Annotated in this window: 18 protein-coding genes and 1 pseudogene; 7 read left to right on the top strand and 12 right to left on the bottom strand. The window is 62.6% G+C overall.

Annotated elements, in window-relative coordinates:
• The first annotated feature begins 341 nt into the window (after positions 1-341).
• The 5 genes from nifU (at position 342) to H7688_RS01950 (ending at position 4,559) form a co-directional block, all read left to right on the top strand.
• Positions 342-1,208, top strand: a complete 867-nt coding sequence (gene nifU, locus H7688_RS01970; RefSeq protein WP_183359344.1) for a Fe-S cluster assembly protein NifU — start codon at positions 342-344, stop codon at positions 1,206-1,208.
• Positions 1,205-2,377: a cysteine desulfurase NifS gene (gene nifS / locus H7688_RS01965; RefSeq protein ID WP_183359343.1), complete on the top strand. Its 1,173-nt coding sequence runs from the start codon at positions 1,205-1,207 to the stop codon at positions 2,375-2,377. The genes nifU and nifS overlap by 4 nt, the downstream gene beginning before the upstream one ends.
• Positions 2,378-2,643: 266 nt before the next feature.
• On the top strand, positions 2,644-3,090 hold the full coding sequence (locus H7688_RS01960) for a hypothetical protein (protein WP_183359342.1): 447 nt from the start codon (positions 2,644-2,646) through the stop codon (positions 3,088-3,090).
• 10 nt (positions 3,091-3,100) lie between these two features.
• A complete protein-coding gene (locus H7688_RS01955) occupies positions 3,101-3,775 on the top strand; it encodes an ABC transporter ATP-binding protein (RefSeq protein WP_183359341.1) in 675 nt (224 codons plus the stop codon).
• Positions 3,768-4,559: an ABC transporter permease gene (locus H7688_RS01950; protein WP_183359340.1), complete on the top strand. Its 792-nt coding sequence runs from the start codon at positions 3,768-3,770 to the stop codon at positions 4,557-4,559. Before H7688_RS01955 ends, H7688_RS01950 begins: the two co-directional genes overlap by 8 nt.
• 14 nt (positions 4,560-4,573) lie before the next feature.
• On the opposite strand, the gene H7688_RS01945 is transcribed toward H7688_RS01950, so the two are convergent.
• The 4 genes and pseudogenes from H7688_RS01945 to H7688_RS01935 all read right to left on the bottom strand — a co-directional run bounded on the left by H7688_RS01945 (position 4,574) and on the right by H7688_RS01935 (position 9,591).
• Positions 4,574-4,849 carry a type II toxin-antitoxin system RelE/ParE family toxin gene (locus tag H7688_RS01945; protein WP_183359339.1) on the bottom strand — a complete coding sequence of 92 codons (276 nt, stop codon included), beginning with the start codon at positions 4,847-4,849 and terminating at the stop codon, positions 4,574-4,576.
• A gap of 10 nt (positions 4,850-4,859) precedes the next feature.
• Positions 4,860-4,952 (bottom strand): annotated as a pseudogene (locus H7688_RS22865) (addiction module protein); the annotation flags it as partial.
• A gap of 9 nt (positions 4,953-4,961) precedes the next feature.
• Positions 4,962-5,084, bottom strand: coding sequence for a hypothetical protein (locus tag H7688_RS22755; protein WP_281379381.1), 123 nt, complete (start codon positions 5,082-5,084; stop codon positions 4,962-4,964).
• 49 nt (positions 5,085-5,133) lie between these two features.
• Entirely contained in the window at positions 5,134-9,591 is a 4,458-nt protein-coding gene (locus H7688_RS01935; protein WP_183359338.1) for a DEAD/DEAH box helicase, read from the bottom strand.
• A 368-nt stretch (positions 9,592-9,959) separates the two neighbouring features.
• Between H7688_RS01935 and H7688_RS01930 the strand changes: the two genes are divergently transcribed.
• Positions 9,960-11,717, top strand: a complete 1,758-nt coding sequence (locus tag H7688_RS01930) for a sensor histidine kinase (protein WP_183359337.1) — start codon at positions 9,960-9,962, stop codon at positions 11,715-11,717.
• Here H7688_RS01930 and H7688_RS01925 read toward each other — a convergent pair.
• Both H7688_RS01925 and H7688_RS01920 read right to left on the bottom strand, forming a co-directional pair.
• Complete coding sequence (locus H7688_RS01925; protein WP_183359336.1) at positions 11,702-13,063, bottom strand: HD-GYP domain-containing protein; 1,362 nt, start codon at positions 13,061-13,063, stop codon at positions 11,702-11,704. The genes H7688_RS01930 and H7688_RS01925 overlap by 16 nt on opposite strands.
• Positions 13,056-14,705, bottom strand: a complete 1,650-nt coding sequence (locus H7688_RS01920) for a HEAT repeat domain-containing protein (protein ID WP_183359335.1) — start codon at positions 14,703-14,705, stop codon at positions 13,056-13,058. Before H7688_RS01920 ends, H7688_RS01925 begins: the two co-directional genes overlap by 8 nt.
• Before the next feature lie 339 nt (positions 14,706-15,044).
• Between H7688_RS01920 and H7688_RS01915 the strand changes: the two genes are divergently transcribed.
• Positions 15,045-15,467, top strand: coding sequence for a PaaI family thioesterase (locus H7688_RS01915; RefSeq protein ID WP_183359334.1), 423 nt, complete (start codon positions 15,045-15,047; stop codon positions 15,465-15,467).
• Here H7688_RS01915 and H7688_RS01910 read toward each other — a convergent pair.
• The 6 genes from H7688_RS01910 to H7688_RS01885 form a co-directional block, all read right to left on the bottom strand.
• Positions 15,434-16,594, bottom strand: coding sequence for an SDR family oxidoreductase (locus tag H7688_RS01910; RefSeq protein ID WP_281379392.1), 1,161 nt, complete (start codon positions 16,592-16,594; stop codon positions 15,434-15,436). The two genes, H7688_RS01915 and H7688_RS01910, sit on opposite strands and share 34 nt — an antisense overlap.
• Positions 16,595-16,933: 339 nt before the next feature.
• Positions 16,934-18,817 carry an FAD-binding oxidoreductase gene (locus H7688_RS01905; protein ID WP_183359332.1) on the bottom strand — a complete coding sequence of 628 codons (1,884 nt, stop codon included), beginning with the start codon at positions 18,815-18,817 and terminating at the stop codon, positions 16,934-16,936.
• A gap of 147 nt (positions 18,818-18,964) precedes the next feature.
• Positions 18,965-19,771 carry a bifunctional 2-polyprenyl-6-hydroxyphenol methylase/3-demethylubiquinol 3-O-methyltransferase UbiG gene (gene ubiG, locus H7688_RS01900; RefSeq protein WP_183359331.1) on the bottom strand — a complete coding sequence of 269 codons (807 nt, stop codon included), beginning with the start codon at positions 19,769-19,771 and terminating at the stop codon, positions 18,965-18,967.
• Positions 19,772-19,943: 172 nt separating this feature from the next.
• Complete coding sequence (gene nhaA, locus H7688_RS01895; protein ID WP_183359330.1) at positions 19,944-21,140, bottom strand: Na+/H+ antiporter NhaA; 1,197 nt, start codon at positions 21,138-21,140, stop codon at positions 19,944-19,946.
• Positions 21,141-21,183: 43 nt separating this feature from the next.
• A complete protein-coding gene (gene nhaD, locus H7688_RS01890) occupies positions 21,184-22,467 on the bottom strand; it encodes a sodium:proton antiporter NhaD (protein ID WP_183359329.1) in 1,284 nt (427 codons plus the stop codon).
• Between the two features lie 337 nt (positions 22,468-22,804).
• Positions 22,805-23,134 (bottom strand): hypothetical protein, encoded by a 330-nt coding sequence (locus tag H7688_RS01885; protein ID WP_183359328.1) that lies wholly within the window; start codon positions 23,132-23,134, stop codon positions 22,805-22,807.
• Positions 23,135-23,144 lie beyond the last annotated feature (10 nt).

The raw sequence follows: 23,144 nt of genomic DNA, 5'->3' as shown, positions 1-23,144 counted from the left end.
GGGATCCCCCGATTGGTGTTAACGGTGCCGCTTAAAGAGGCAGCTGGAGCGGAAATGAGCAGCCGAAATGGCTGGAGATACGGGACCCTGGAGGCCGCCGCGGGGGTAGCAAGCGAGACGTTGGTAGCACTATCTCGCAATTCGGTCCTTTTTTGTCTTGTTGAAGTGCCTCCATGTGGGTATACTGAATCCCGCCTTTCCCGCGGAACGGGAATTGCTTGGTAGCAGGTGGAGGATCAAACAAGATACCCCAGTGATTTGCTGGAGTTCAAGGCCGGTTTAGGGGTTCTCTTTATTTGATCTTTACGCTATGATTACCGGAACAAATTAGAGGAGGGTCTATGTGGGACTATACTGATAAGGTTAAAGAACATTTCCTCAACCCGAGGAATGTGGGCGAAATAGTTGATGCTGACGCGGTCGGCGAGGTGGGGAGCCTGGCCTGCGGCGATGCCCTCAAGCTCTTTTTGAAACTGGACGAAAGCAAAGAGCGCATCGTCGACGCCAAGTTCCAGACCTTCGGGTGCGGCAGCGCCATCGCCTCTTCCTCGGCTCTCACCGAAATGGTGAAAGGCAAGACCCTCGAAGAGGCGCTGAAGATCACCAATCAAGAGATCGCCGATTTCCTCGGCGGACTTCCCGAAGAGAAGATGCACTGCTCGGTCATGGGGCAGGAGGCGCTTGAGGTTGCCATAGCCAAGTACCGCGGCGTGGAAGCCCCGGTCCACGGTCACGATCATGACCACGACCACGTCGAAGGCGGCGGCCAACTGGTCTGCAAGTGCTTCGGGCTCACCGACGTCTTCCTGAAGAAGGTGATCCAGTCCAACAAACTCACCACCGCGGAGCAGGTCACCCACTTCACCAAGGCCGGCGGCGCCTGCGGCGGTTGCATTCCCAAGATCAAGGAACTCATTTCCGAGGTGCTGGGCGAAGAGAAGAAAGCAGCCCAGGAAAAACCGGTCAAGCTCACCAACATGAGAAAAATGCAGCTGATCCAGGAAGTGCTGGAGAACGAGGTGCGTCCCCAGCTGTGGGCCGATGGCGGCGACCTCGAGTTGATCGACATCGACGGCGCCACCGTTCAGGTCGCCTTCCGCAAGGCCTGCGCCGGCTGCGCCTCTTCCGGCTACACCGCCAAGTTCGTTGAGCAGAAGCTGCGCGAGTTGGTTTCCAACGATATCGTGGTCCAGGAGGTTCAGGGATGAAGGAGATCTATCTCGATAACAACGCCACCACCAAGGTGGACGAGCGAGTCTTCGAGGAGATGCGCCCGTATTTCTGCGAGCTGTACGGCAACCCGAGTTCCATGCACTTCTTCGGTGGCCAGGTGCAGAAGAAGGTCGACGAGGCGCGTAGCCGGGTGGCGGCGCTTTTGGGCGCCCTCCCGGACGAGATCGTCTTCACCGCCTGCGGCACTGAGAGCGACAACGCCGCGATCCGCTCGGCGCTTGAGGTGTTCCCCGAGAAGCGCCACATCATCACCAGCCGTATCGAGCACCCGGCGGTCCTGACCCAGTGCCGCAACCTCACCAAGCGCGGCTATCGGGTCACCGAACTGAACGTGGACAGCGAGGGGCGTCTGGACCTCGAAGAGCTGAAGAGGGCCATCGATAACGACACCGCTCTGGTCACGCTCATGTACGCCAACAACGAGACCGGCGTCATCTTCCCGATCGAGGAAGCCGCCAAGATCGCCAAGGAGCACGGTGCGCTGTTCCATACCGACGCCGTGCAGGCGGTGGGCAAGATCCCGCTCAACATGGCGGAGTCGTCCATCGACATGCTCTCCCTCTCTGGCCACAAGCTGCACGCCCCGAAGGGGATCGGCGTCCTCTACGTGCGTCGTGGCACCCCGTTCAGGCCGCTGCTGGTCGGCGGTCACCAGGAGCGCGGCCGTCGCGCCGGCACCGAGAACACCGCTTCCCTCATCGCGTTGGGCAAGGCCTGCGAACTGGCCCACGTGCACATGGAAGAGGAGCGCGTCCGGGTGCGCGAGATGCGCGACCGCCTGCAGCGCGAGCTGACCGCCCTCATCCCGAACACCCGGATCAATGGCGGCGGGGCCGACCGGCTCCCCAACACCCTTTCCATCGCCATGGAATTCGTCGAGGGCGAAGGGATCCTGCTGCTGCTTTCCGAGAAGGGGATTTGCGCCTCCTCCGGCAGCGCCTGCACCTCCGGCTCTCTGGAGCCGTCCCACGTGCTGCGCGCCATGGGTGTTCCCTTCACCTGTGCCCACGGCTCGATCCGTTTCTCCCTCTCCCGCTTCACCACCGAGGAGGAGATCGACACCGTGATCCGCGAACTCCCCCCGATCATCAAGCGGCTGCGCGACATGTCCCCGTTTGGCCGGGAATTCCTCGCCAAGCAGTAACCTGTCGACAGCGTAGCAGAAAACACAGGGGTGGGCTCCAAAGGCTCACCCCTTTTTGCGTTCTGATCATCCTGAAAACGCCAGATGCGGAACGGTAAGGAACCTGTTTGGCGCTTCCTTCAGTTGTTCTTCTCTTTAAATTCTTCCGAATACTGTCTCAGACCGATCGTTGGCTGCATTGCCGGGCATCCTGTGATATAACTTCACAGTCATAGATTGTTGCTGCTTGCAGGTATGCTAACAGATTCTTGAAGAGGCTGCCCCAGATGTCGATAACTACTTTCTGTACCAAGGACCTCACTGTAAAAAGGTTGGAAGGTACTGTGACCTGCGAGGAAGTTCTCAACGAACTCCGACTTTTTTACCAAGGTGAACCTACCAAATTCGTGATATGGATCGTACCGCAAGGCGCTCTCTTGCAGTTAAACGGTGGCGACCTCAGGCGGATTGCGGACTTCGTGAAGGACAACCTTCAAGGGCGCGAAGAGGGGAAAACCGCCTTCGTTGCCGAGGCCACCCTTGCATTCGGCTTCGGCAGGATGTTGAACAACCTCGGCGAGGCGAAGGAGATCCCGGTCAGCACCAAAACCTTCCGGAGTATCGATGAGGCGCTGGAGTGGCTGGGACTCGATGCGCTGCCGATGGAGCTAGGTCATGGCCAGGGAACGGTTGCTGGTGAGGTCGGCGCAAGCACGATCTCAGCGACGCGATAAGGAGAACATGATGCCCGTCGTGTTGAGGACGGAGAGGCTTACCCGCTTAATCGGCGAGCGCAAGCTGGTGGACGGGGTGAGTGTCGAAATTCGTGCCGGTGAGGTGCTGGCAGTGGTCGGGCCGAGCGGTTCGGGAAAGAGCTCCTTTCTGCGCCTGTTGAACCGCCTGGACGAGCCGAGCTCCGGCACCGTGTTCCTGCAGGGGACCGATTACCGGCAGCTTCCCCCCAGCGAGTTGCGACGCCGGGTCGGCATGGTCACCCAGCGTGCCGTCCTCTTTCCGGGGAGCGTCTACGACAACCTCGGTTTCGGACCGAGACAGCGCGGCGAGCAACTGGCCCCGGAGCTCGCCCGGAAACTTCTGGATCGGGTAGGGCTTCCCGGCTACCTGGAGCACGATGTGGCGCACCTTTCGGGGGGCGAGGCACAGCGTGTCTCCATCGCCCGTGCCCTAGCCAACGAGCCGACGGTGCTGCTTCTGGACGAGCCGACCTCCGCGCTCGACGAGGCGAGCAAGTCCGGGGTGGAGAGCCTCCTCAAGGAGATCATCGCCGAGCGCGAGCTTACCTGCGTGATGGTCACCCACGACGTGGCGCAGGCCGAGCGGATGGCAACCTCGGTACTGGTGCTGGAGCAGGGACGGGTGCAGCGGCACGGTACGGTAGGGGAGGTGCTCCATGCTTAATCGTTTTTTTACCGACCAGCTCTACCTTGGACTGGCACAGTCGGCAGCAGCCGGGCTGGTCGCCTTCGGGGTGGTCCTTTTGGCCCGCTCGCGCAAGGTGCACCTGGAGAGCGAGGCGGCCGTGGCGCTTTTGCGCGGGCTGGTTCAGATCGTCGCGGTCGGCTCGGTGCTGGTAGCGCTTTTGCGCGGACCCCAGTGGACCAGCATCTTTCTGCTGGTCGCCATGGTGCTGGCCGCCGCGGCCATCTCCGCCAAGCGCGCCAAGGGGATCCCCGGGAGCTACCGGATCGCCGCCTGGTCCATCAGCTGCGGCGCCGGTTCGGTGATCGCCGTGATGACCATTCTGGGGGTCATCGACACCGCCATTACTGCCCTCATCCCGGTGGGGAGCATGCTGATCGCCAACGCCATGAACACCACCGGGCTTGCCCTGAACCGGTTCCGCTCCGATGTGCTGGCCCACGTCGGGGAGATCGAGACGGCGCTCGCCCTGGGTGCCAAGCCCAACGAGAGTATTGCGCCCTACGTGCAGAGCTCGTTCGAGAGCAGCCTGATCCCTGCCATCGATTCGCTGCGCTCGCTGGGGATCGTCTGGATCCCCGGAATGATGGCGGGGATGCTCGTGTCTGGCTCGCGCCCGATCTACGCCGCGATCTACCAGTTCGTGGTGATGGCCATGATCTTCGCCTCCTCCGGCCTCACCTCGCTTTTGTGCACCATGCTGGTCCGCAGCCACGCCTTCACTGACGCCGAGCAGTTGCTGCTCAGGGGAGAGAGCCACTAAAGGGGGGGGCTGGATTAGATGCGGTGTTTCCAGTAGCCCGGACGCCGCCTCTGGTGAGCTACGGCGACGATAAGAACCAACTCCGGATTTGGTGCATAGATAATGGAGAAGGGAAAGTTATGCAGTGGGGTGCTACGCAGGTGCCGGCCGATTGCCTTGCCGGACAAGGGATGGGATTTCGCTATTTCCACGGCTCGGTGGATCTCAGCTACAAAAGTAAATCCAACGCCGGGGGCTTTCTGCTCATAGTATTTGGCGGCTTCACGAAATTTCTCGGCTGCCTCGGGCAAAAATTTGCCCTCATTTTATCTCTTCGAGTACTCGGGCAAAGACATCCTCAGCTGGGATCGCCTGAACGGCACCTTTTTGGTAGGCATCCAGGCGCCGTTCCGCTTCATCCTGTCACAGTTTCTCCACATCCGATTCCGTCGATTCTTCCAGGCTAAGAAGAAGTCGTGCCGCCAGCCGCGCCCGTTCTTCACACCCCAAACCGAGAGCCTTTTCTTCAAGTTCTTTTACGGTCATCTCACTCCCTCCCGACTAACCTGACTGTACACCGAAACACTCGCCATTCCTAGTACTGCCGCCACAGTTCGAGTCCCTGGTAGGCGGCCTGGAAGCCGAAGGCCTTGAGGGGGCCGGCGTAGGGGGAGGTCGCTGCCGGGACGCCGTTCACCGTGTCGACCACCACGCGCTTCACCGGGTTGAACTCGCGGCTTAAGAGCGCCCGGAACAGCTCCAGGTACTCGTTAACCCTGGGATGATCCGGTCCCACCAGAAAATCAAGCTCTTTACCGTAGCGCCGGGACACCAGCACCAACCGGGTTCCCAGGTAGACCAGGTGCGTGGAGGGGAGCCGCGGCGGCAGGCGATCCGGCAGAGCTTCCAGTCCGCTGCCGCATAAGGATGCGGGGTCGGCGGCGTTTATCCAGTACACGACATCCTGCGGCAACTCTTCGTTGAGCATCCGGAAGGCATCCGGAGAGACGAACTGCAGCCCAGGGATCCCCTCGAAGAAGTGCCCTGCGAGCACCTCGCCCGAGAGCTCCATGATGCGCAGCGTCCGGAGCAGGGCGCGCCACTGCAGGGTGGCCGGCTCGCGCTGCAAAAGCTCCTTGAAGAGGACTCCGTAGCGGTTCAGGAGCACTCGCACCCGCTCCTTGTTCAACTCCTCCCGCTCCAGCGGATCAAGGGGCTGCTTTTCTCGCGGCACCAGGAACCAGTTTCCCGTCCCCTCCTGCTCCCTGTGCCAGCGCCGGGCGAGGGTGGGGCGGAAGCCGCTCCGTTCCCGGGTGGGCTGCACGCTGAATTTGGTCAGAATCCCCTTGCGCACGCTGGTAAAACCGTCGCTGCTCACCTCTCCCCGCCAGGCGTGTTCCCAGAGCTCGGCAGCCGCCTGGGCCGAAGAAATACCGCTGGCCAGACAGATAGAGCTGAGACTGTAGCGGCCGTTGGGGTCCGGGAACAGGCGCTGCAGGGGCTCCGGATCCTCGCCTTGCGTCTCGGTGTCCTGCCGGTAGAGGACGAGCTCTTCGGGGAAGACGAAGGAGAGCCGCTGCTCGCCGAAGCCCAGCCACATCAAGTCGCTGTTCTGCATCAAGCTGTCCAGCCAGGAGCCGAAGTAGGGCTCCAGGCGCGCCGGCAGCACCTCCTGCTCCCACAGACTCGCCGCAAGCGGCAGGCCGAGCAACTGGTCGAGCCGCTCCCTCAACTCCTCGAGCGTCCTGCCGGGTCGCGCAATCCCCTGGAACAGGGCCAGGAAAAGGGGCAGGGCGCCAGGTTCCAGTGCCTGGAACGTCGGCCGCCGTGAGCGGCGCAGCATGCGCAGCAGGGCCTCGAGGTTCGCTGCGTCGCAGACCTCGGTACTGCGTGCCTCCTCCCCGAACCGGTCCACCAGGACCAGCCCGCTCTCCTCCAGCTCGTGCAGCACCTCGGCCAGCACGAGTTCCGGCAGCGCCAGCGTCTTTTCCACCCAGTCGACCGGCACCGGCCCGTAGTAGCTCAGAAAGGCTCCCACCAGCCGGGTAGCCGCCAACTCCCCTTGTTCCTGGCTCTGTGTGCCTGCCTCCGCTCCGGGCCAGCCGGCGACCTTATCCAGGGAGCGCGCCAGGGCCCGGTGCGCCGCGGGCTCTTCGACCAGGGGGAGGAGCCCAAGTTCATCCCGGTGCCGCCTCAGGCCGCGTGCCAGCTCTGGAAGCCGCTCCACTGCGCAGATGAGCGGCAGCGCCGCACCGGGAAGCAGCAGTCGTACCAGCCGACTGGCGAGTTCCGCCTGCAGGTCTGCCGGATCCAGCCCATGCTCCCGGCTCACTGCCTCGAGAAGGACGTGCCACTCGGTTTCGGGAATCAGCTGGCGCTCCTTAACCCAATCAACCAGCTCCTGCGTGTTCTCTGGTGGGTACCCCGGTGCCGTGCGCTGCTGCTTGGCCAGGAACTCGCGGATAAGTGGCTCAGGAAGTCGCGGGCGGAGTTGGGCCTGGCCGGCAAGCTCCTTCAAGAGGTCGCCCCCCAGTCCGGAATCCTTGGGCACCGTGCTGTCATCCTGGTAGACATAGCTGTTGATCTGGTTCCAGATGAGTCCGTGGGCGAAGGGGGAGGGGGCGTTGGTGGTGCAGCGGGTGATCTGGATCTCGCCGTCCTTGATCTCCCGCAAGAGCTGCTTTAGATGCTCCAGGTCGAAGTCGTCCTGCAAAGCGGAGCGCCAGGTTTCCAAGAGCACCGGGAAGTCGCCGTAGCGCTGCACCGCGGCCAGGAGCTTCTTGGAACGCTGCCGGTTCAGCCAAAGGGGCATGCGACGCTTCACGTTGTTCTTGGGGAGCAGCAGGGCGCGTCCGGCATTCTCCCGGAAGCGGGCACCGAAGTAGTTGCTCCCCTCCAAGGAGGCGCGCAAAAGCGTCTCCAGCTGTTCGGGAAGCACCAGGTCCAAAAGGCGACGCGGGTCGGTATCAGCCGGTACCAACAGCGCAATGCCGTCGTTCGAGTAAAAGGCCTGCAGGGGGTGTGAAAAAGTCTTCTCCCAAGCCGCCTGCAAGGCCAGGGTGAAGGGGCGGTTCAGCGCGTTGCCCCACAGGGTATGCAGGATGACCTGGCGCTCGCCGGCGTGGGTATTGGGATCGTGGTACTCCTCGATGAGGAGGTGGTGCCGGTGCGGCAACTCGGCCCGGGTCGCCTCGCGCTGGCGCATCAGGAACTCGACCAGGGCACGCGCCGCCTCGGCCTCCATGAAGTAGCGCTCGGTGAGTTCGCGCTCCAGGGCGTCGGGAGCCAGGCTCGCGCCGTGCTCCAGGAAGAGGGCGAGCTTCTCCGAGTAGTAGAAATCCCGGTCCAGTTCCTCAGCACGCCAGAACGGGATGACCTGGTGGCTCTGGGCGACCGGGACCACCTGCACCGCCGAGTGTCCGATTTCGGTGATCTGCCAGACCTGGGCGCCCAGGGCGAAGGTCTCCCCCAGGCGGCGCTCCCAAACGAACTCCTCGTCGAGTTCCCCGATCTTGGCGCCGCTCTCCTTCAGGCGCAGGTCGAAGTAGCCGCGCTCCGGAATGGTGCCTCCCTGCAGGAAGATGAGCAGTGACAGGGAAGGGCGGGTGGCGATGGTGTTCTCCAGGCGGTCCACGCTGGCGCGCGGGCGCAACTCCGGGATGTGCGAGTCGGCATAGCGCCCCTCGAGCATGCCGATCACCAGGTCGAACTGGGCGCGGGAGAGGTGCCGGTACGGGTAGCTCGTTTTCAGGAAGCCGTAGAGCTCGTCCAGGTCCCAGGGCTCGGTGAGCGCCATGGAAAGGATGAGCTGTGCCAGCAGGTCGAGGGGGGCCTCGACGGGGTGCAGTTCCTCGATCTCGCCGTCGGCAATGGCGCGAGCCATCACGGCGGCCGAGACGAAATCGAGGCCGACGGTGGGAAACAGGCGGCCGCGGCTCACCTCGCCGACCCCGTGCCCCGAGCGGCCGATGCGCTGGATGGCCGAGGAGATGGAGCGCGGCGTCTGGATCAGCACCACCGAGTCGAGCTGGCCGATGTCGATCCCGAGCTCCAGCGAGTTGGTCGCCACGATCGCTTTCAACTCGCCCCGCTTCAGGCGCTCCTCGACCGCAAGCCGGATCTCCCGGGAGAGTGAACCGTGGTGGGCGTAGGCGAGTTCGGTCCCGGCCTGTTCGTTGATGAGCCGGGTCACCCGCTCGGTGGTGCGCCGGCTGTTGGCGAAGAGCAGGGTGGAGCGTTGTGCGGCGATGATCTCGGCAAAACGTGCCGCCAGGCGGGGCCAGAGCTCCCGGTCTCCCTCGCGGGATGCCTCCGGTGCGCTCACCGTGAGCTCGAAGCGCTTGGTCCGCTCCCCGCGCACCAGGGCGACCGGACGCCTGCGGTAGCTGCCGTGGTGCTCCTCGTAGCCCCCCACGAACTCCGCCACCGGCTCCAGCGGGCGCACCGTGGCCGACAGGGCGATGCGCTGGAACTCGCCACTTAGCAGGGTGAGCCGCTCCACGGCAGTAATCAGGTGGGTGCCCCGCTTGGTGCCCGCGACGGCGTGGATCTCGTCGAGGATTACTGTTTCGATCCCGGTCAAAAGTTCCCGACTGCCACGCGAGGCAAGCAGGATGTTGAGGGTTTCCGGTGTGGTAATGAGTATCTCGGGGGGGGAGCGCAGCATGCGACGCCGCTCCCCGGCCGGGGTGTCGCCGCTCCGGGTCACCACCTGCAACTGCGGGAAAGGGACCTTTTCAGCTGCGAAACGCTCCCTGAGCTGCTCCAGCGGCACCAGCAGGTTGCGCCTCACGTCGTTGTTGAGGGCCTTCAACGGTGAGACGTAGATGACCCGGGTGGCCCCCCTGGGCCAGGAACCGCTCACCAACTGGTTGATGGACCACAAAAAGGCGGCGAGCGTTTTGCCGCTGCCGGTCGGTGCGCTCACCAGCACGTGGCGGCGCTGCATCACCTCCTGCCAGGTGCGCAGCTGAATCTCGGTCGGGTTACCGAGGGTTGCGGCGAACCAACTCCTGATAAGGGGATGAAAACTGTCCTGTATCGGTGAACTCATGAGATGTCTCCGCTCCTGCCAGGTCAAGGGGAAGTATAGCCCGGCGGGGGGCGAATGGGCAACAGGAATACGGAGGTGCATAACGTTACAACTTGCGACAATCTCTGATATTTTTGGAATAAAGTAAGGGAAAGCCTACGGAGTAGTAGGTGATTTGCGCGATTTGGGGGGATTTTCTCGTAGGGGATAAAAATTAGCTTTGTAAAAGTAATTTCATGTGGTACATCAAAAGTGGCTTTGAGTTACTTCACCTTCAGGTTGTCATGGCAACTCTGAATTTCGGTTGTGCTATGGCAGCCAGGTCGAACCTGCGGGGTAGTGCTGTCATGAGTGAAAGACCCGAGCCGCGATCACTGAAAGAGCGCGATATGGAACAGAGTCTTTTCCGGCTGCTGTGTCTGTGCGCAGCCCTCCTTAGTCTGTTAGTCATCGCGCCGATAGATTTTACCATCGATCTGCCGCGTCACATCGTCATTCTCGACGTCGCTTTCGGCCTGTGCGCCCTCGTCCTGTACCGGCAAGCCCGCCGGGGGCGCTACCTGCGCAAGACCCTGCTTCTTTGTTACCTGGTCGACTTGAGCCTCTGCTGGTTCGGGGTGAACGGGTCGCAAGGAAGTATTCCCTTCTTCTACTTCACCGGATTCGTCTACGCCCTCATATTCTTCCGCGGCCGTGAACGCTGGTATTGCCTTGCCGCCGCCATGGGCGACATCGCGCTCCTGCTCCTGGCTGAGTACCTCCATCCCGAGTGGATAATCGGCTATCCCGGCAGCGCGTCGCGTCTCATCGACCTGATGATTGCCATCGGGCTCACCGGCACTTCCTGCTCCATCATGCTCGGGTCACTGCTCTCGAGCTACGACCGTGAACACCGCGACCTGAAAACCGCGAACGCGGATCTCGAACAGAGCATCGCCGAACGGGTGGAGGCGGAGCAATCGCTGCGCCAAAACCGCGAGCTGCTGCATTCCATCATCGACGGGACCTCCGATTGTATCTATGCCAAGGACGCCCAGGGTCGCTACATCCTCATCAATTCGGCGGCAGCTCAGCTGACCGGTAAGTCAGTGGAGGAGATCCTGGGGCGGGACGACTGGTTCCTGTTCCGCGCCGATGAGGCTAGGCAGATTACTGAGCTGGACCGGGAGATCCTGCGCACCGGTGCCATCTGCCATCCCGAGCACCAGTTGACCAACGGCGGCGGACAGACCGTGGTGGTGCATGCTACCAAGGGGCCGCTGCGCGATGAAGACGGCCGAGTCGTCGGGGTCTTCGGGATCTCCCGGGACGTAACCGACAGCCGGCGGGTGGAGGAGGAAATCCGCCTTTTGAACGCCGAGCTTGACCTCCGGGTGACCGAGCGCACCCTGCGCCTGGAAGCCGCCATCAAGGAGCAGGAGGCCTTCTGCTACTCGGTATCCCACGACCTGCGCGCGCCGCTGCGTCACATCAACAGCTACAGCGCGATTCTCGTGGAAGAGTGCGCGGCCCACCTCCCTCCCGAGGGGCGCGATTACCTGGAGCGGATTCGCAGTTCCAGTCGCAGCATGGGGCAACTCATCGATGACCTGCTCGAACTCTCCAAGATCGGGCGCTCGCAGATGCAGAAGAGCAGTGTCGATCTAAGCGAAATGGTCTGGAAGATCTGTCGGCGGCTGCAAAATGTGGAGCCTGAGCGACGCGTGGAGTTTCAGGTGGCCACGGAACTGGTGGTGCACGGGGACCGGGTGCTCTTGCACCAGGCACTGGTGAACCTGTTGGACAATGCCTGGAAATACACCAAGACACGCAATGCGGCCAGGATCGAGGTGGGGAGAGACGGGGAGGGGGACCAAGCGGTCTACTTCGTGCGCGACAACGGGGTCGGTTTCGACATGGCGTACCGGGACAAGCTCTTCGGCGCCTTCCAGAGGCTGCACGGGCCGGAGTACGAGGGAACCGGCATCGGGCTTGCGACGGTGAAGCGTATCGTCAAGCGCCACGGGGGGCGGGTCTGGGCCGAAGGGGCGGTGGACGAGGGTGCCACCATCTACTTCACCCTGCCGGGGAGCACGGCCAGGGTGACGCCGGGGGCGCTGATCGGCTTTTCTGGTCCGCAGAAGCTCGAGTTTCAGGCGAGCAGGTAGCCCGCGACGTCGATGTTCTTCAAAAGGGGGTCCACCGGCGAGACGATGCTGGCGTAGCGTTCCCCGCGTTGCTCGGCAAGGCTCACCAGCCTCGGTTGTTCTAAAAGCTTCCCCTGCGGGTCCATAACAACCTTTATCGCCGGCACCTGGCTCTCCATGGGGTGCGGCTTCACCACCAGCGCAATCTCGTTGTTGTCCAGCCTGACCAAGGTCCCCACCGGGTATTCTCCCATCATCTTCTCGAACTCTTCAACCAGCCGCGCGTTCAGCGTGGTGCCGGCCAGGCGCCGCATGATGTCCATCGCCTCCTTGGGGAGGGTCGGCACCTGGTAGGTCCTCAGCGTGGTGATGGCATCGTAGCAGTCGGCGACCGCCACCATCTCGGTGAACTCGCTGAATTCCCGGTTGCAGGCCCACTCCGGGTAGCCGGTGCGGTTGAACCTGATGTGGTGGCCAAGCACGGCGTCCGCGACCCGCGGGCTGATCTCTTTCATCTTGCCGACGATCTCGGCACCCGCCTCGGCGTGGCGCTTCATCTGCTCGAACTCCTCGGCCGAGAGTTTGCCCGGGTTGTTGAGGATCGCCTTGTCCACCGTAGTCTTGCCGATGTCGTGTAAAAGACCCGCGGTGTTCAGGTCGCGCAGCGATTCCTGCGCCATCCCCAGGAAGGAACCGAGACTGAGGGCCAGGATCCCCACGTTCACGCTGTGGCTGAAGGTGTAGTTGTCGTAGTCCTTGATCATGGAGAGGCCAAGGAGCGTGGTGGGATCCCGCATGGTGACCGACACCATGTTGTCGACCACCGTGTTGATGTAGTGGCCGCTGGGAATGCGCCCGCATTCCACCTCGCGCATGGTTTCCTTTACCGCCTGCAGTGCCTGGTGGTAGGTGCGCGCAGGAAGTCCCGCATCCACCTCAGCTGATTGATCCTCCTGCTCGATACCGACCCGGATGCTGCGGATCCCCTTGTGTTCCAGTTCCTCGGGTAGCTGTTCCACCCCCACCTCGCGACGCCCCAAGAGGGTGGCGAAGCCGAACAGCTCGTCCCGGGTCACCCCGCGCAACACGGTGAGCGCCTCGATCTTCTTCTTGGTGAGCCTTTCGGCCAGGTCGGATACGGCGGGGGGAGGGGTGACCAGCAGGCGGTTGTTGAGGAAGAAGGTCCCTTCGACCTGCCCCAGGTGGAGCTGGCCGTGTTCTTCGAGCAACTCGCCCAGGATCACGGTAAGTTCCTGGAGCGGCTGCCCCACCGCGGGGTGTGCCAGGGGGTAGAGCATGACGGTGCGTACCGAGGAGGCGAGCAGTATGGCGACCCGCTGCGCAATTTGCGGGGAAATCTCACTCATGGTGTTCCGTGTTCCTTTTGGCCATGGCGTCCAGGACGGCCGAGGCGACGCGTCCCAGGTGACCGCCCAACTCGGCGGTCCGGGACAGGGACTGGCGTGCTTGTTCGCCGCCCAGGGTGCCGATCGCCTCCAGGGCGACCAGTTTCAACTCGTTCCAGCGCCCCGGGAAGAGGATGAACCTGCGGCGCAGCAGGTGGTCCAAAGGCTCCAGGGCGCGCCGGTCGCCGATCCGGCCGATGGCCAGGAGCGCCTCTTTCTTGAGGGGGGTGAGCTTGCCGCGCAGGTCCCTGCGCTGCACCAACTGCCAGAGCGGATCGACCGCGCGGGCGTTCTTGGTGTTTCCGAGCCACAACGCCGTGTGCTGGGCCACCGCCGGGTTCGGGTCGTTGAGGAAGGCCAGGAGCTGGACGTTCGCCTCCTTGCCGCCGATCAGCGCCAGGGCCCGGATCGCTTCGAGACGCACCCGGCTGTCGTTGTGCTGAACCGCCGCCTGGCTGAGCCCCTTCACCGCTTCCCGGCTCCCCAGTTCACCCAGGATGGAGGCGGCGCTCAAGGCTACCTGCCAGCGGCCATCCTTGAGAAGCGCTATGAGTGCAGGTTCGGCAGGTGCCCCGATACGCAGCAGCGCAGTGCTGAGCGTCCGGCGCGCGGCCTTGAGTCCGACCGCGATCAGGCGGCGGATCACCGGGTCGACTGCCTCGGGCCCGATCGTCTTGAGAATCAGGAAGACCAGTTCCTTCTGGGTGAACTCGCCGTCCTCCAGGTGATCTAAGAGGTGTTCGGTCAGGTCTCCAGCGCTTAGCTGCCTCAGCAGGACCAGCGCCTCGTCACGGCTGGGCTCGAGGCGGGTCGGGTCGCTGTGCTGTTCCAGCAGGGCGACCAGCACGCAGAACAGCGCATCGAAGTCGCGCTCCTGGCGCAGGGGCTGCACCTTGACCAGCAGGATCCGGCCGATCTGGCGGTACTTGTCGTCATCGGTTTCCTGCGCCATCAGTTCGACGAGTTCGCTCACCGAGAGCTGGTTCAGTCGGTCGGTGCTGACTCCCGGGTAGTCGAACGCGCTGCCGGAACCGGGGGTGGCGCTGCCTTGGGCCGAAGCGGTACTGCCGGAGCCCGGGGCACTGCCGTCTTCGGCCCCTTCCGCGTCCTGTTCGCCGCGCACCTTGGTGAAAACCGCGCTGATATCGATTTCGTTGAGAGTTATGTTGATGATCCCCTGCTGCTGCATGAGCCGGGCGAGTCCGCCGGAGGCCAGCAACCTGGGGGGATCGAGCGAGAGCAGGGAGAGGAAGCTGAGGTAATCGGCGAGGGTTACGCCGACGAGGATGTTCAGCCGTTGGATCTCGCGGGCGAAGAGCTCCTGGACCAGGGCCTTGGTCATCGGGGTGCTGGGGACCGGGGTGCGCCCGTCGGCACAGGTGAACCCGTTGCGGGAAACCAGGACAGAGAGGGCGCCCCCCTTGGCTGCGCTCGCCACTGCCTGGTGTGCGCCCGCAAGTATCCGGTCCCTGAGGGGATGCCCCTCCGGGTAGAAGGTGTAGGCCTTCAGTGCCTTGTAGGTGGCCGCCAGCGCTGTACGGTACGCTGTTGCGGTGGCACTGGATACCTTCTGCGGGATGGTTGTCTGTGGGCTCTCTGGCATATCCTCTTCCCGTAATCGGGCTGGATGTTATCCTAAATGGCGCAGAAATTCAAATTTTTAGCACGGTAACCCACGTCTGTGTGGTGTCGCCACTCGTTACATGATGCGTAGCTTCTGAGAATGGTACCGGAGTGGTTACTAGGGGGGCTTCGGGCGCTGCCTGTTTCCGGTTTTTCCCTTATACAGGAAGAGGTTGCCTGATTCAATAATTTGTTAATAAGAGAACGGCAATTGCGCCGATTGACTGATGAGGTGACCGCAGTAGAAGTCACCATTGCTTGGTAGGCATGGCGTCCTGTGTTACTGTGCGCCAGGACGAACGTTGAATGGGGGGAACCAATGGATCAAAAGATACGCGAGGCGATATTCCGGTCAGTGATCGAGGAACCTTATGCACGGACGCTTGGCCTCGAACTGCAGGAGCTGGAGGCGGGATTTTCCGCGGTGGAGATGCAGTATCACCCCGAACGAATGAACAACCTGTTCGGCAGAGCCCACGGCGGAGCGATCTTCTCGCTCATCGATGAGGCGTTCGAGACGGTCTGCCAGACCTCGGGCGAGGTGACCGTGGCGCTCAGCGTGAACGTGAACTTCGTGGCGAGCCCGGAGAGCGGGGCGAGGCTGCGTGCCGAGGCGCGCGAGATATCCGCCACTCGCAAGACCGCCAACTACGAGATCAGGGTCACCGACCAGGAGGGACGCCTCATGGCCGTTTGCCAGGCCCTGGCCTATCGGACGGGAAAACCGCTGCCGTTTCTGTGAGTGGCACCCCAGTTCACCTCGACCGCGTAGCGCATGCAGCGTTCGAAGATCGGGTAGCTGAGCGTGGGTGCCACGATTTCTGGGGCAACGGCATCCAGGTTCGCGCTGTCGAAGCTGCGGGTGTCGCTCAGGTAGGGGCGGTAGGGTTCGATCAGCTTGTTGAAGAGCGCCTCGGCAGGGTTGGGGCGCCAGTTGCCGGGCTCTGCGCCATAACAGATCTCGATCCCCTCGATGCCGAGGAAGTTCTCGCAGAAGCTCGCCAGCTCTTCCATCGTGCTCGGGGTGCGGCTGGTGAGGTGGTAGATGGTGTCAGGGCGGGGGGCGCTGAGGATCTGCAGCGTCGCGGCAAGGAAGAAGTCGATGGGTATCAGGTTCAGGTGCCCTTTGCGGGGGAGCACGATACGCAAGGGGAGCTTCAAGGTGCCGTCGGGAGCGCGTTCGATGCCGCTTAACCGGGACTTGGCGCCCCCTTGGTTGGTGAGGTCGTTCAGGTAGATGTCCCGGATCAACTCGAGGGCCTTGACGTGGTGGTAGAGGGCGGTGAAGCTGTTGGACCGGCCGGTCTGGCAGTCGCCGTAGACGATGGAAGGGCGCAGGATGCTGTAGGGGAGGGCAAGATCTCGACAGCGGCTGATCACCTCGAGCTCGGCGCGCGCCTTGCTCTCCTCGTAGATGTTGGCGAACTCCCCCAGTGCCACCGGCTCTTCGCGGCACAGGGCGGATTCGGCGGGGAAGACGTAGGCGGTACTGACGTAGTGGAAGAAGGGGGCTGAGCAGTCCCGGGCGAAGTCGAGGACGGCGGCGAGGCTTCCGACGTTGGTAGCCAGGGACGCCGCCCGGTTGGCAGCGGCGAACCTGGTATCGGAGGCGAGGTGCACGAAGGTTGCCGGGCGGCAGAGAGCGCGGTAGGCAGCCGGGGCCAGTCCGAGGTGAGGCTTGAGCAGGTCCGCCTCGACGCACTGTAACTGCTCGCTTGCCGGTTGAAGCCCGAACCAGTCGAGCTGCCGGGCGATCCTCTCTTGAAGGGTTGATCCCCCCGCCGACCTTCCCAGTGCCAGCACCGCATGGCCGCGGCGCAATAACTCCGCCATCAGGTGGCTACCCAGGAAACCGGTGGCGCCTGTCAGGACGAATTTTGCCTGCGCGTGTCGGTTCCCCGCTGCACTGCAGGCAGCCTCACGTTCACCCCTTTGAAAAAGGAGAGACAGGGGGGATTCGCTTTTTCCTGCTGATTTGAGAAATCGTCTCAAGCACAGCCTCCGTCTCTAACAGCACCTGCCTAACAAATCGCAACCCAGCAATCCCAAGCCCTGCCAGAGGAAAACCTCGACGAGCATAGATTCACCCTGCTCAGTAGTAAGGTAGTCAGAAAGGTGCATCCCCTCTGTCCCCCCTTTTCCAAAGGGGGAGACGCGAGAACCCTGTCGCTGGCTAAAGATCAGATCTGCTCCTTATTCTTGTTGGAGTCACCCCCGCGGTACTTCGGTATAGAGCAGGTTCTCCATCCGGCAAAATCCCTGGTAGAGCACGTAGCGCATCCAGCGCAGCGTCCCCGTCCTGGCACCAACCTCGTCGATGACGGCGGCTACCGCACCTACCGCCTCACGCACCCGTTCGATCTCCCCGGCATCACACTGGTCCACGTAGTAGTCGTACTCGAAGATGCAGCGCTTGCCGCTGTCGATGGGGGCCAGGAATCCGACCTCGTGCTTGATGCCGCGTGACTGGGCGATCGCCTGGAACCGCGCGCAGAGCTCTTCGATGAGCCCGGCCTCCAGCGGCAGGTACAAAAGGATCGGGAAGAAATGCTTCTCTCGGCCGATGCGCGAACTGGTGATCCGGAACATGTTGAGCCAGACCAGGTCGGTGAGCTCGGGACGCGCGTAGAGTTTCTCGTGGAACTCGCGCAGCTCCGGGTGCACCGCACGGGCGAGCCGCTGCGGTGATGGGGCCAGTGCCGTTTCGGCGAGTTCGGCAAACCCTTCCGCCTTCAGGTACCCAAAGGGCTCGTCCAGGGCAAGCTGGGTCAAAAGGTCGAGCCAGGGGGCGCTCGCCAGGTGGGGGAGTCCCAGGTTGAGGGTTCGGAACAGGCGCTGGTCGATGAGCGGGTGCCCCATCTGCTTCAGGCTTCCCATTGCGTAGCGGTCCCCCAGGACCAACACCAGGCAGGCCATCCCCAGGCGCTCCCCGAAGACCTGCTTCGCCTGGTTGGCAAGCTCCTGGGTAGGCGCCATGAAAGAGGCGACGTACTCGATTCCCAGGACACCGACGGCAAAGCCGATGCGCCGCTGGGCCAGCTCCCGGGAGAGCTCGAGCCCGGCCGCCAGGGTGCTGCAGGGGATCAGGGCTCCCTCTTCGTCGTCCGTCTTCGGGTGCAGCTTCAGGTCTGCGGATACGCAGATTCCCGGCGTGGTCTGGGGAGCAGGGGCGAAGGCGAAGAGGTTCGGGCCCTGTTTCTGGTTCATGGAAAAGGTGCTACCGTCCGGAGCGACGAAGCGTGCATCAAGCACCCCCTCGGCGGAAGTGCCGTAGCTCGTCGCGAACAGGGAGAGGATCCCTGAGCACATGATGCTCGCCAGGACCAGTGCCGCCGGTTCGGCGACGTGGACCCGGAAGCCGCGGGCTACAGCCGCGCTCTGCAGCTCGAAGGCCGACACTCCCGGGCCGACGCGTACCGACCAGTTCTTCTCGTCGAAGCTCATCTCCCGCATTCGGTTCAAGTCGATGATGGCTCCCTCGCCAAGCTCGAAGCCCAGGATGTTGCTGCCGTTGCCGCGTGCCGTCCAAGGGATACCTGTCTCCTTGAAGAGCCGCAAAAGGGACGCCACCTCCTCGGCGGACCCTGGCAGCACCACGTAGGCCGGAAGTTTGGGGACCGCGATGGGGCTGGGGTCGTGCGAGTAGGTGACGGCGATGGCCCGATCGTTCGTCGCCCACTGGTCCCCCACGATCTCGCGGATCCTCGCCAATACCGGATCCTCGGCCTCGGATTCCACGCGTCCCCCGGCTTGGAGATAGGCGGCGAGGTGCTCTTTCAAGGCTCGCATTACCCGGGTGGGGCGCAACTCCGTCACGAAATAGCACTGGTGATCACACTTGCCGCAGAGGTCGCAGCTGTCCGCCACCGCCAGGGCACCGGAGGTGACCGGTGCTCCCCCGTCCCTGAGCGCCGCGTAGAGGTCCATGTGCCCCTGGGGGTAAAATGCTACGAAACCGCGTTGCGGCCCCGAGGCGCAGACGCCGTTGCCCAGGAAGTCCACCTTACACATGGCGTAGTGTCGGCAGTTGTGCGCGGTGCTGAGGACCTCGTCAGTGCAGCCTGCAGCTTCTTGAAATTCCTGTGCTTTCATAATCCCTCCGTGCCTTGGCCGACACCTTCACCCCTGTTCTTCAGGCAAGGGACGATCTCGGGGGCGTTTCCCCCCCCTCTCTGGGAGAGGGGACGTGTCTACGGGAGTCAGCTTTACTCACATGAAGGGCGGGTGTTTCTGCGCCCTCTACCCTTTCACCGCGTAACCGAGATACATGAGCCCCGTAGCCCCGCACTCGACCAGGCTCAGGCGCCTGCCGAGTTCGGCAAAATCGAGCTCGCCCCGGGCGCGCTGTCTGAGGCAGCGCAGCACGGTGAGGGGCGAGGCGTTCGGACGGAGCCCCCGGTGCTCGCGCCAGACCAGCCCGTTCAAGGCCAGGAGCGCCTTCATCTCGGTCGGCTTGATGAACATCTCCCAGACGTGCAGGTCTTCCGGCAAAAAGGCCCAGCGTTTCCAGCGCTGCGCCAGGTTTATCGCGATGAGCTTCGAGGCCCAACTCCGGTTGATGGTGTCGTAGAAAAAGACGCCGCCCGGCCTCAGCACCCGGGAGATTTCCGCGACGACCCGGGGGAGATCGCGCACATGCTCCAGGACGTCGCAGCAGAAGAGTGCATCGAAACTGGCGTCAGGGTAGGGGAGGGCCTCGCCGCTTCCTTTTCGGTAGCTGATGGCGAGGCCGTTTTGGGTGGCGTGCTCTTCGGCGATGCGCAGCGAGTGCTCGGCTGGGTCCACACCCGCGGTTCGAAAGCCGAGGCGGGCGATCTCCTCGGTGAGGATCCCCCCGCCGCAGCCAACCTCGAGTGCGGAGCGCCCCGGCAGGCTCCAGCGCAGCTCACGCTCCAGCACCCGCTTCACGAACCCGAGGCGCGCCGGGTTGAGTGACCCCTTGATCAGGTAGAGCGCCGAGCCTGGTTCCCACCACTGTTCCCGCTCCGAATCGTAGATGCCGTTGTTGATCCGGTCGTAGATGTCTTGAGCTATGCGCTGGCGCATGCTTCTCCCGTACACCTTGGCTCTGTACCATCTTTAGCGCGACTTAAGAAACTTAAAGGGAAGCTTTCCAAAGTCAAGAGTGCAGCTGGTGTTAGTAGAGGTAGCCGGTGTGCGAACGGATAACCGATTCATCCGTGTCGACCACCCTACGGAAGGGCCGCATTGGAGGTGCCTATGTCGAGGGGGGACCAGATGAGGTGGTACGGTGCAGAATGAGGAAACCGAGGCTACCGGCAATGAGGGAAGCTACCAGGATGCTCAGCTTGGAGACCTGTACCGTGCCGGGGTCATTGTAGGCGAGCAGGGTGATGAAAATGGACATGGTGAACCCGATGCCGGCCAGGAATCCGACAGCGATCAGCTGCTTCCAATTCACCATGCTGGGAAGTTGGGAGAGCCCCAGCGACACCGCGAGCAGGCTGAACAGCGCGATGCCCAACGGCTTGCCCAGGACCAGGCCGGACAGGATACCCAGGGCGTTGGGAGAGAGCAGCTGCGTGAACGCCTCACGGTCTACCACGATGCCGGTGTTGGCCATGGCGAAGATCGGCATGATGAGGAACGCAACCGGTTTGTGCAGGGCGTGCTGCAGTCGGTAGGAGGGGAAATTCTCGCTCCCGCCGCCGAAGGGAATAGCAAAAGCGAGCAGCACGCCGACAATGGTCGGGTGGATCCCGGACTTCAGCATGAAGTACCACATGACGGCGCCGGGGAGCAGGTAGGCTGGGAGCCAGAGCACCCTCATCCGGTTCAGGACGACGAGTAAAGCGAAGATTCCCAGGGCCAGCGAGAGATACCAGAAGGAAAAGTCGCTGACGTAGAAAATGGCGATCAGGAGGATGGCTCCCAAGTCGTCGATGATGGCGAGGGCGGTGAGGAAAACCTTGAGTGAGAGCGGCACCCTGTTGCCAAAAAGCCCCAGGATCCCGAGGGCGAAAGCGATGTCGGTGGCGGTAGGGATGCCGAATCCCGCCTGCGTGGGAATCCCCGCGTTGAAGAGGTAGTGCATTAGCGCCGGGACGGCCATGCCGCCTAGGGCAGCGAAGATAGGGAGCGAGGCGTGCTTCAGGCTGGAGAGTTCACCCACGTACACTTCACGCTCGATCTCCAGGCCGATCAACAGAAAGAACACGGTCATCAGACCGTCGTCGATCATGTGTACCAGTGACTGCCGGACCTCGATGCCGGCAAGATCGAAGCCTAGCGTCGTGTGCCAGAACTCCTGGTAGGTGTGTCCGAGCGGTGAGTTTGCCAGCGCAACCGAAACCGCCGTGCAGATGATCAGCAAGATCCCCGAGGTCTGCTCGTTCGCCAGAAAGTCGAGGAAGAGTTGCTTGAACTTTTGGACCTGAGTCCCGATGTTGGTCATATCGATTCGCCTGCTGTGGGCGCCCAGCGCCTAGTCCTGCCGTTTAGGGTGCCATTCCTCGCTGCACCAGGTAGACTCCGATCCCTGCGAAATACCCCAGCAGGGCAAGTACCGAGAACTTTCTCAAGTACCAGAAAAATTCGATTTTCTCCAGTCCCATCGCCGCCACCCCTGCAGCGGAACCGATTACCAGGATCGAACCGCCGGTGCCGGCACAGTAGGCCATGAATTGCCACAGGAAACTGTCGACCGGGTGCTGGGCGAGCGGGTACATCCCGATAGAGGCTGCCACGAGCGGGACGTTGTCCACTATCGCGCTTGCCAGGCCGATCAGGGTGACGATGACGTCCAGTCGCCCGAAGCTGTGGTCCAGCCAACTGGCCAAGGCCGCCAGCAGGTGGGTGTGCTCCAGGGTAGCCACGGCAAGCAGTATCCCGATGAAAAACACGATGGAACTCATGTCGATCTTCATGAGGGCGTGGGCCAGGGTGAGGTGCTGCTTGTCCAGCTCTTCCTTCTTGCGATGCACCAGGTCTCCGACCAGCCAGAGGATCCCGAGCCCGAAGAGGATCCCCATAAAGGGCGGGAGGTGGGTGACGGTTTTGAAGACCGGTACACAGACGAGGATGCCGATTCCCGTGCAGAACATGAGGTTCCGCTCGAAGAGGGTCGTCTGATAAAGCCCGTTCTCGTCGGTTCGCAGCGGTGCCACGACGTCGCGCCCCCGAAGCATCAAGGCTACCGCGCATAGCGGCAGGACCAGGTTCACCAGCGAGGGGAGGAACAGGCTCTTGATGATGGAGACGCTGGTGATCTGCCCGCCGATCCAGAGCATGGTGGTGGTAACGTCGCCGATCGGGGTCCAGGCTCCGCCCGCGTTGGCAGCAATCACGATCATTCCGGCAAAGAACAGGCGATCTTCCTGACGATCCAAAAGCTTCTTCATCAACGAGATCATCACGATGGTGGTGGTCAGGTTGTCCAGCACTGCGCTGAGGAAGAAGGTGACGAAGCCCACCAGCCACATCAGCGTGGCAAGCCGGTTGGTCTTGATCCGGGCGGTGATGATGTCGAACCCGTTATGGGCGTCGACCACCTCGACGATGGTCATCGCGCCGATCAGGAAGAAGACGATCTGGGCCGTCGCAGAGAGCGATGCCCCGAGCTGCTCCGCCACCAGGTGCTGGTCCGGGGAAAGCATCGCGTACACCGTCCAGAGCAGGCCGGCCCCCAGAAGCGCCGACGAGGACTTGTTCACCTTGATGGGGTGCTCGAGGGCGATTGCGGCATAGGCGACGACGAAGATGACCACCAGCAATGTCGACATCAAAAAAACTCCAGCACGGGCCGATAGCGGCAGGGAAGTGAGGCTCGGGAAGGGACACAGGGCCCCTGAGTCTGGCTACTATACTCATTGAGGCGCAGTAATGCCAGTCAAACCGAAAGGCGCTGAAGCAATTCAGAGAGTAGGCCACAGAAACTCAGGTCAAGAACGAGCAACACCCTGCTGTCTTCCCGTTGCAATGGAAAGCGGGGTGTGGGACATAGTGAGTGACGTGGTGGGTAGGGCAATATTTACCGGACTTCCCTGATGACAAATTAAAGGGGCACCCCAGTGTAGTGACCAGGGTGCCCCTTTAATTTGCAACTTACTCAAATCCTCTTCAACCTGCTGAGACCTCCACCTGGCTCCTCCTCCGGTACATGAGGGCCGCACCCGTGGCCAGAAACGGCCCGGCCAGGAGCAGGACGCTCCCCAGCATCGTGATGCTGCGCTCCAACATCCCCTGCTCGGCAACCCGTGCGTGCATCACCCCGATAGCGACCATGAGCCGCATGGCCAGGATGACCGCAAGGGGAATACCGCCGCCTAGCGCGCAGAACCTGAGCTTGCTAGCGGTATCGAGCTTCAGCCGCCAGATCAGCATGGCGTGGCACAGGGCGTTACAGAGCACGATGAGGTAGATGGACAGGTTGTTTGCTGCATTGGACATGGCGTTTCCT

The organism is Geomonas limicola, from assembly GCF_014193675.1.
In the GTDB taxonomy this organism is placed as follows: domain Bacteria; phylum Desulfobacterota; class Desulfuromonadia; order Geobacterales; family Geobacteraceae; genus Geomonas; species Geomonas limicola.
The sequence above is the reverse complement of the archived record's forward strand: the minus strand, read 5'-3'. Positions and strand labels throughout refer to the sequence as shown.

Excerpts from the sequence above, each read along its gene's own strand:
- nifU (WP_183359344.1), top strand. The coding sequence starts at position 342 with ATGTGGGACTATACTGATAAGGTTAAAGAACATTTCCTCAACCCGAGG.
- nifS (WP_183359343.1), top strand. The coding sequence starts at position 1,205 with ATGAAGGAGATCTATCTCGATAACAACGCCACCACCAAGGTGGACGAG.
- H7688_RS01960 (WP_183359342.1), top strand. The coding sequence starts at position 2,644 with ATGTCGATAACTACTTTCTGTACCAAGGACCTCACTGTAAAAAGGTTG.
- H7688_RS01955 (WP_183359341.1), top strand. The coding sequence starts at position 3,101 with ATGCCCGTCGTGTTGAGGACGGAGAGGCTTACCCGCTTAATCGGCGAG.
- H7688_RS01950 (WP_183359340.1), top strand. The coding sequence starts at position 3,768 with ATGCTTAATCGTTTTTTTACCGACCAGCTCTACCTTGGACTGGCACAG.
- H7688_RS22755 (WP_281379381.1), bottom strand. The coding sequence starts at position 5,084 with ATGACCGTAAAAGAACTTGAAGAAAAGGCTCTCGGTTTGGGGTGTGAA.
- H7688_RS01935 (WP_183359338.1), bottom strand. The coding sequence starts at position 9,591 with ATGAGTTCACCGATACAGGACAGTTTTCATCCCCTTATCAGGAGTTGG.
- H7688_RS01930 (WP_183359337.1), top strand. The coding sequence starts at position 9,960 with ATGGAACAGAGTCTTTTCCGGCTGCTGTGTCTGTGCGCAGCCCTCCTT.
- H7688_RS01925 (WP_183359336.1), bottom strand. The coding sequence starts at position 13,063 with ATGAGTGAGATTTCCCCGCAAATTGCGCAGCGGGTCGCCATACTGCTC.
- H7688_RS01920 (WP_183359335.1), bottom strand. The coding sequence starts at position 14,705 with ATGCCAGAGAGCCCACAGACAACCATCCCGCAGAAGGTATCCAGTGCC.
- H7688_RS01915 (WP_183359334.1), top strand. The coding sequence starts at position 15,045 with ATGGATCAAAAGATACGCGAGGCGATATTCCGGTCAGTGATCGAGGAA.
- H7688_RS01905 (WP_183359332.1), bottom strand. The coding sequence starts at position 18,817 with ATGAAAGCACAGGAATTTCAAGAAGCTGCAGGCTGCACTGACGAGGTC.
- ubiG (WP_183359331.1), bottom strand. The coding sequence starts at position 19,771 with ATGCGCCAGCGCATAGCTCAAGACATCTACGACCGGATCAACAACGGC.
- nhaA (WP_183359330.1), bottom strand. The coding sequence starts at position 21,140 with ATGACCAACATCGGGACTCAGGTCCAAAAGTTCAAGCAACTCTTCCTC.
- nhaD (WP_183359329.1), bottom strand. The coding sequence starts at position 22,467 with ATGTCGACATTGCTGGTGGTCATCTTCGTCGTCGCCTATGCCGCAATC.
- H7688_RS01885 (WP_183359328.1), bottom strand. The coding sequence starts at position 23,134 with ATGTCCAATGCAGCAAACAACCTGTCCATCTACCTCATCGTGCTCTGT.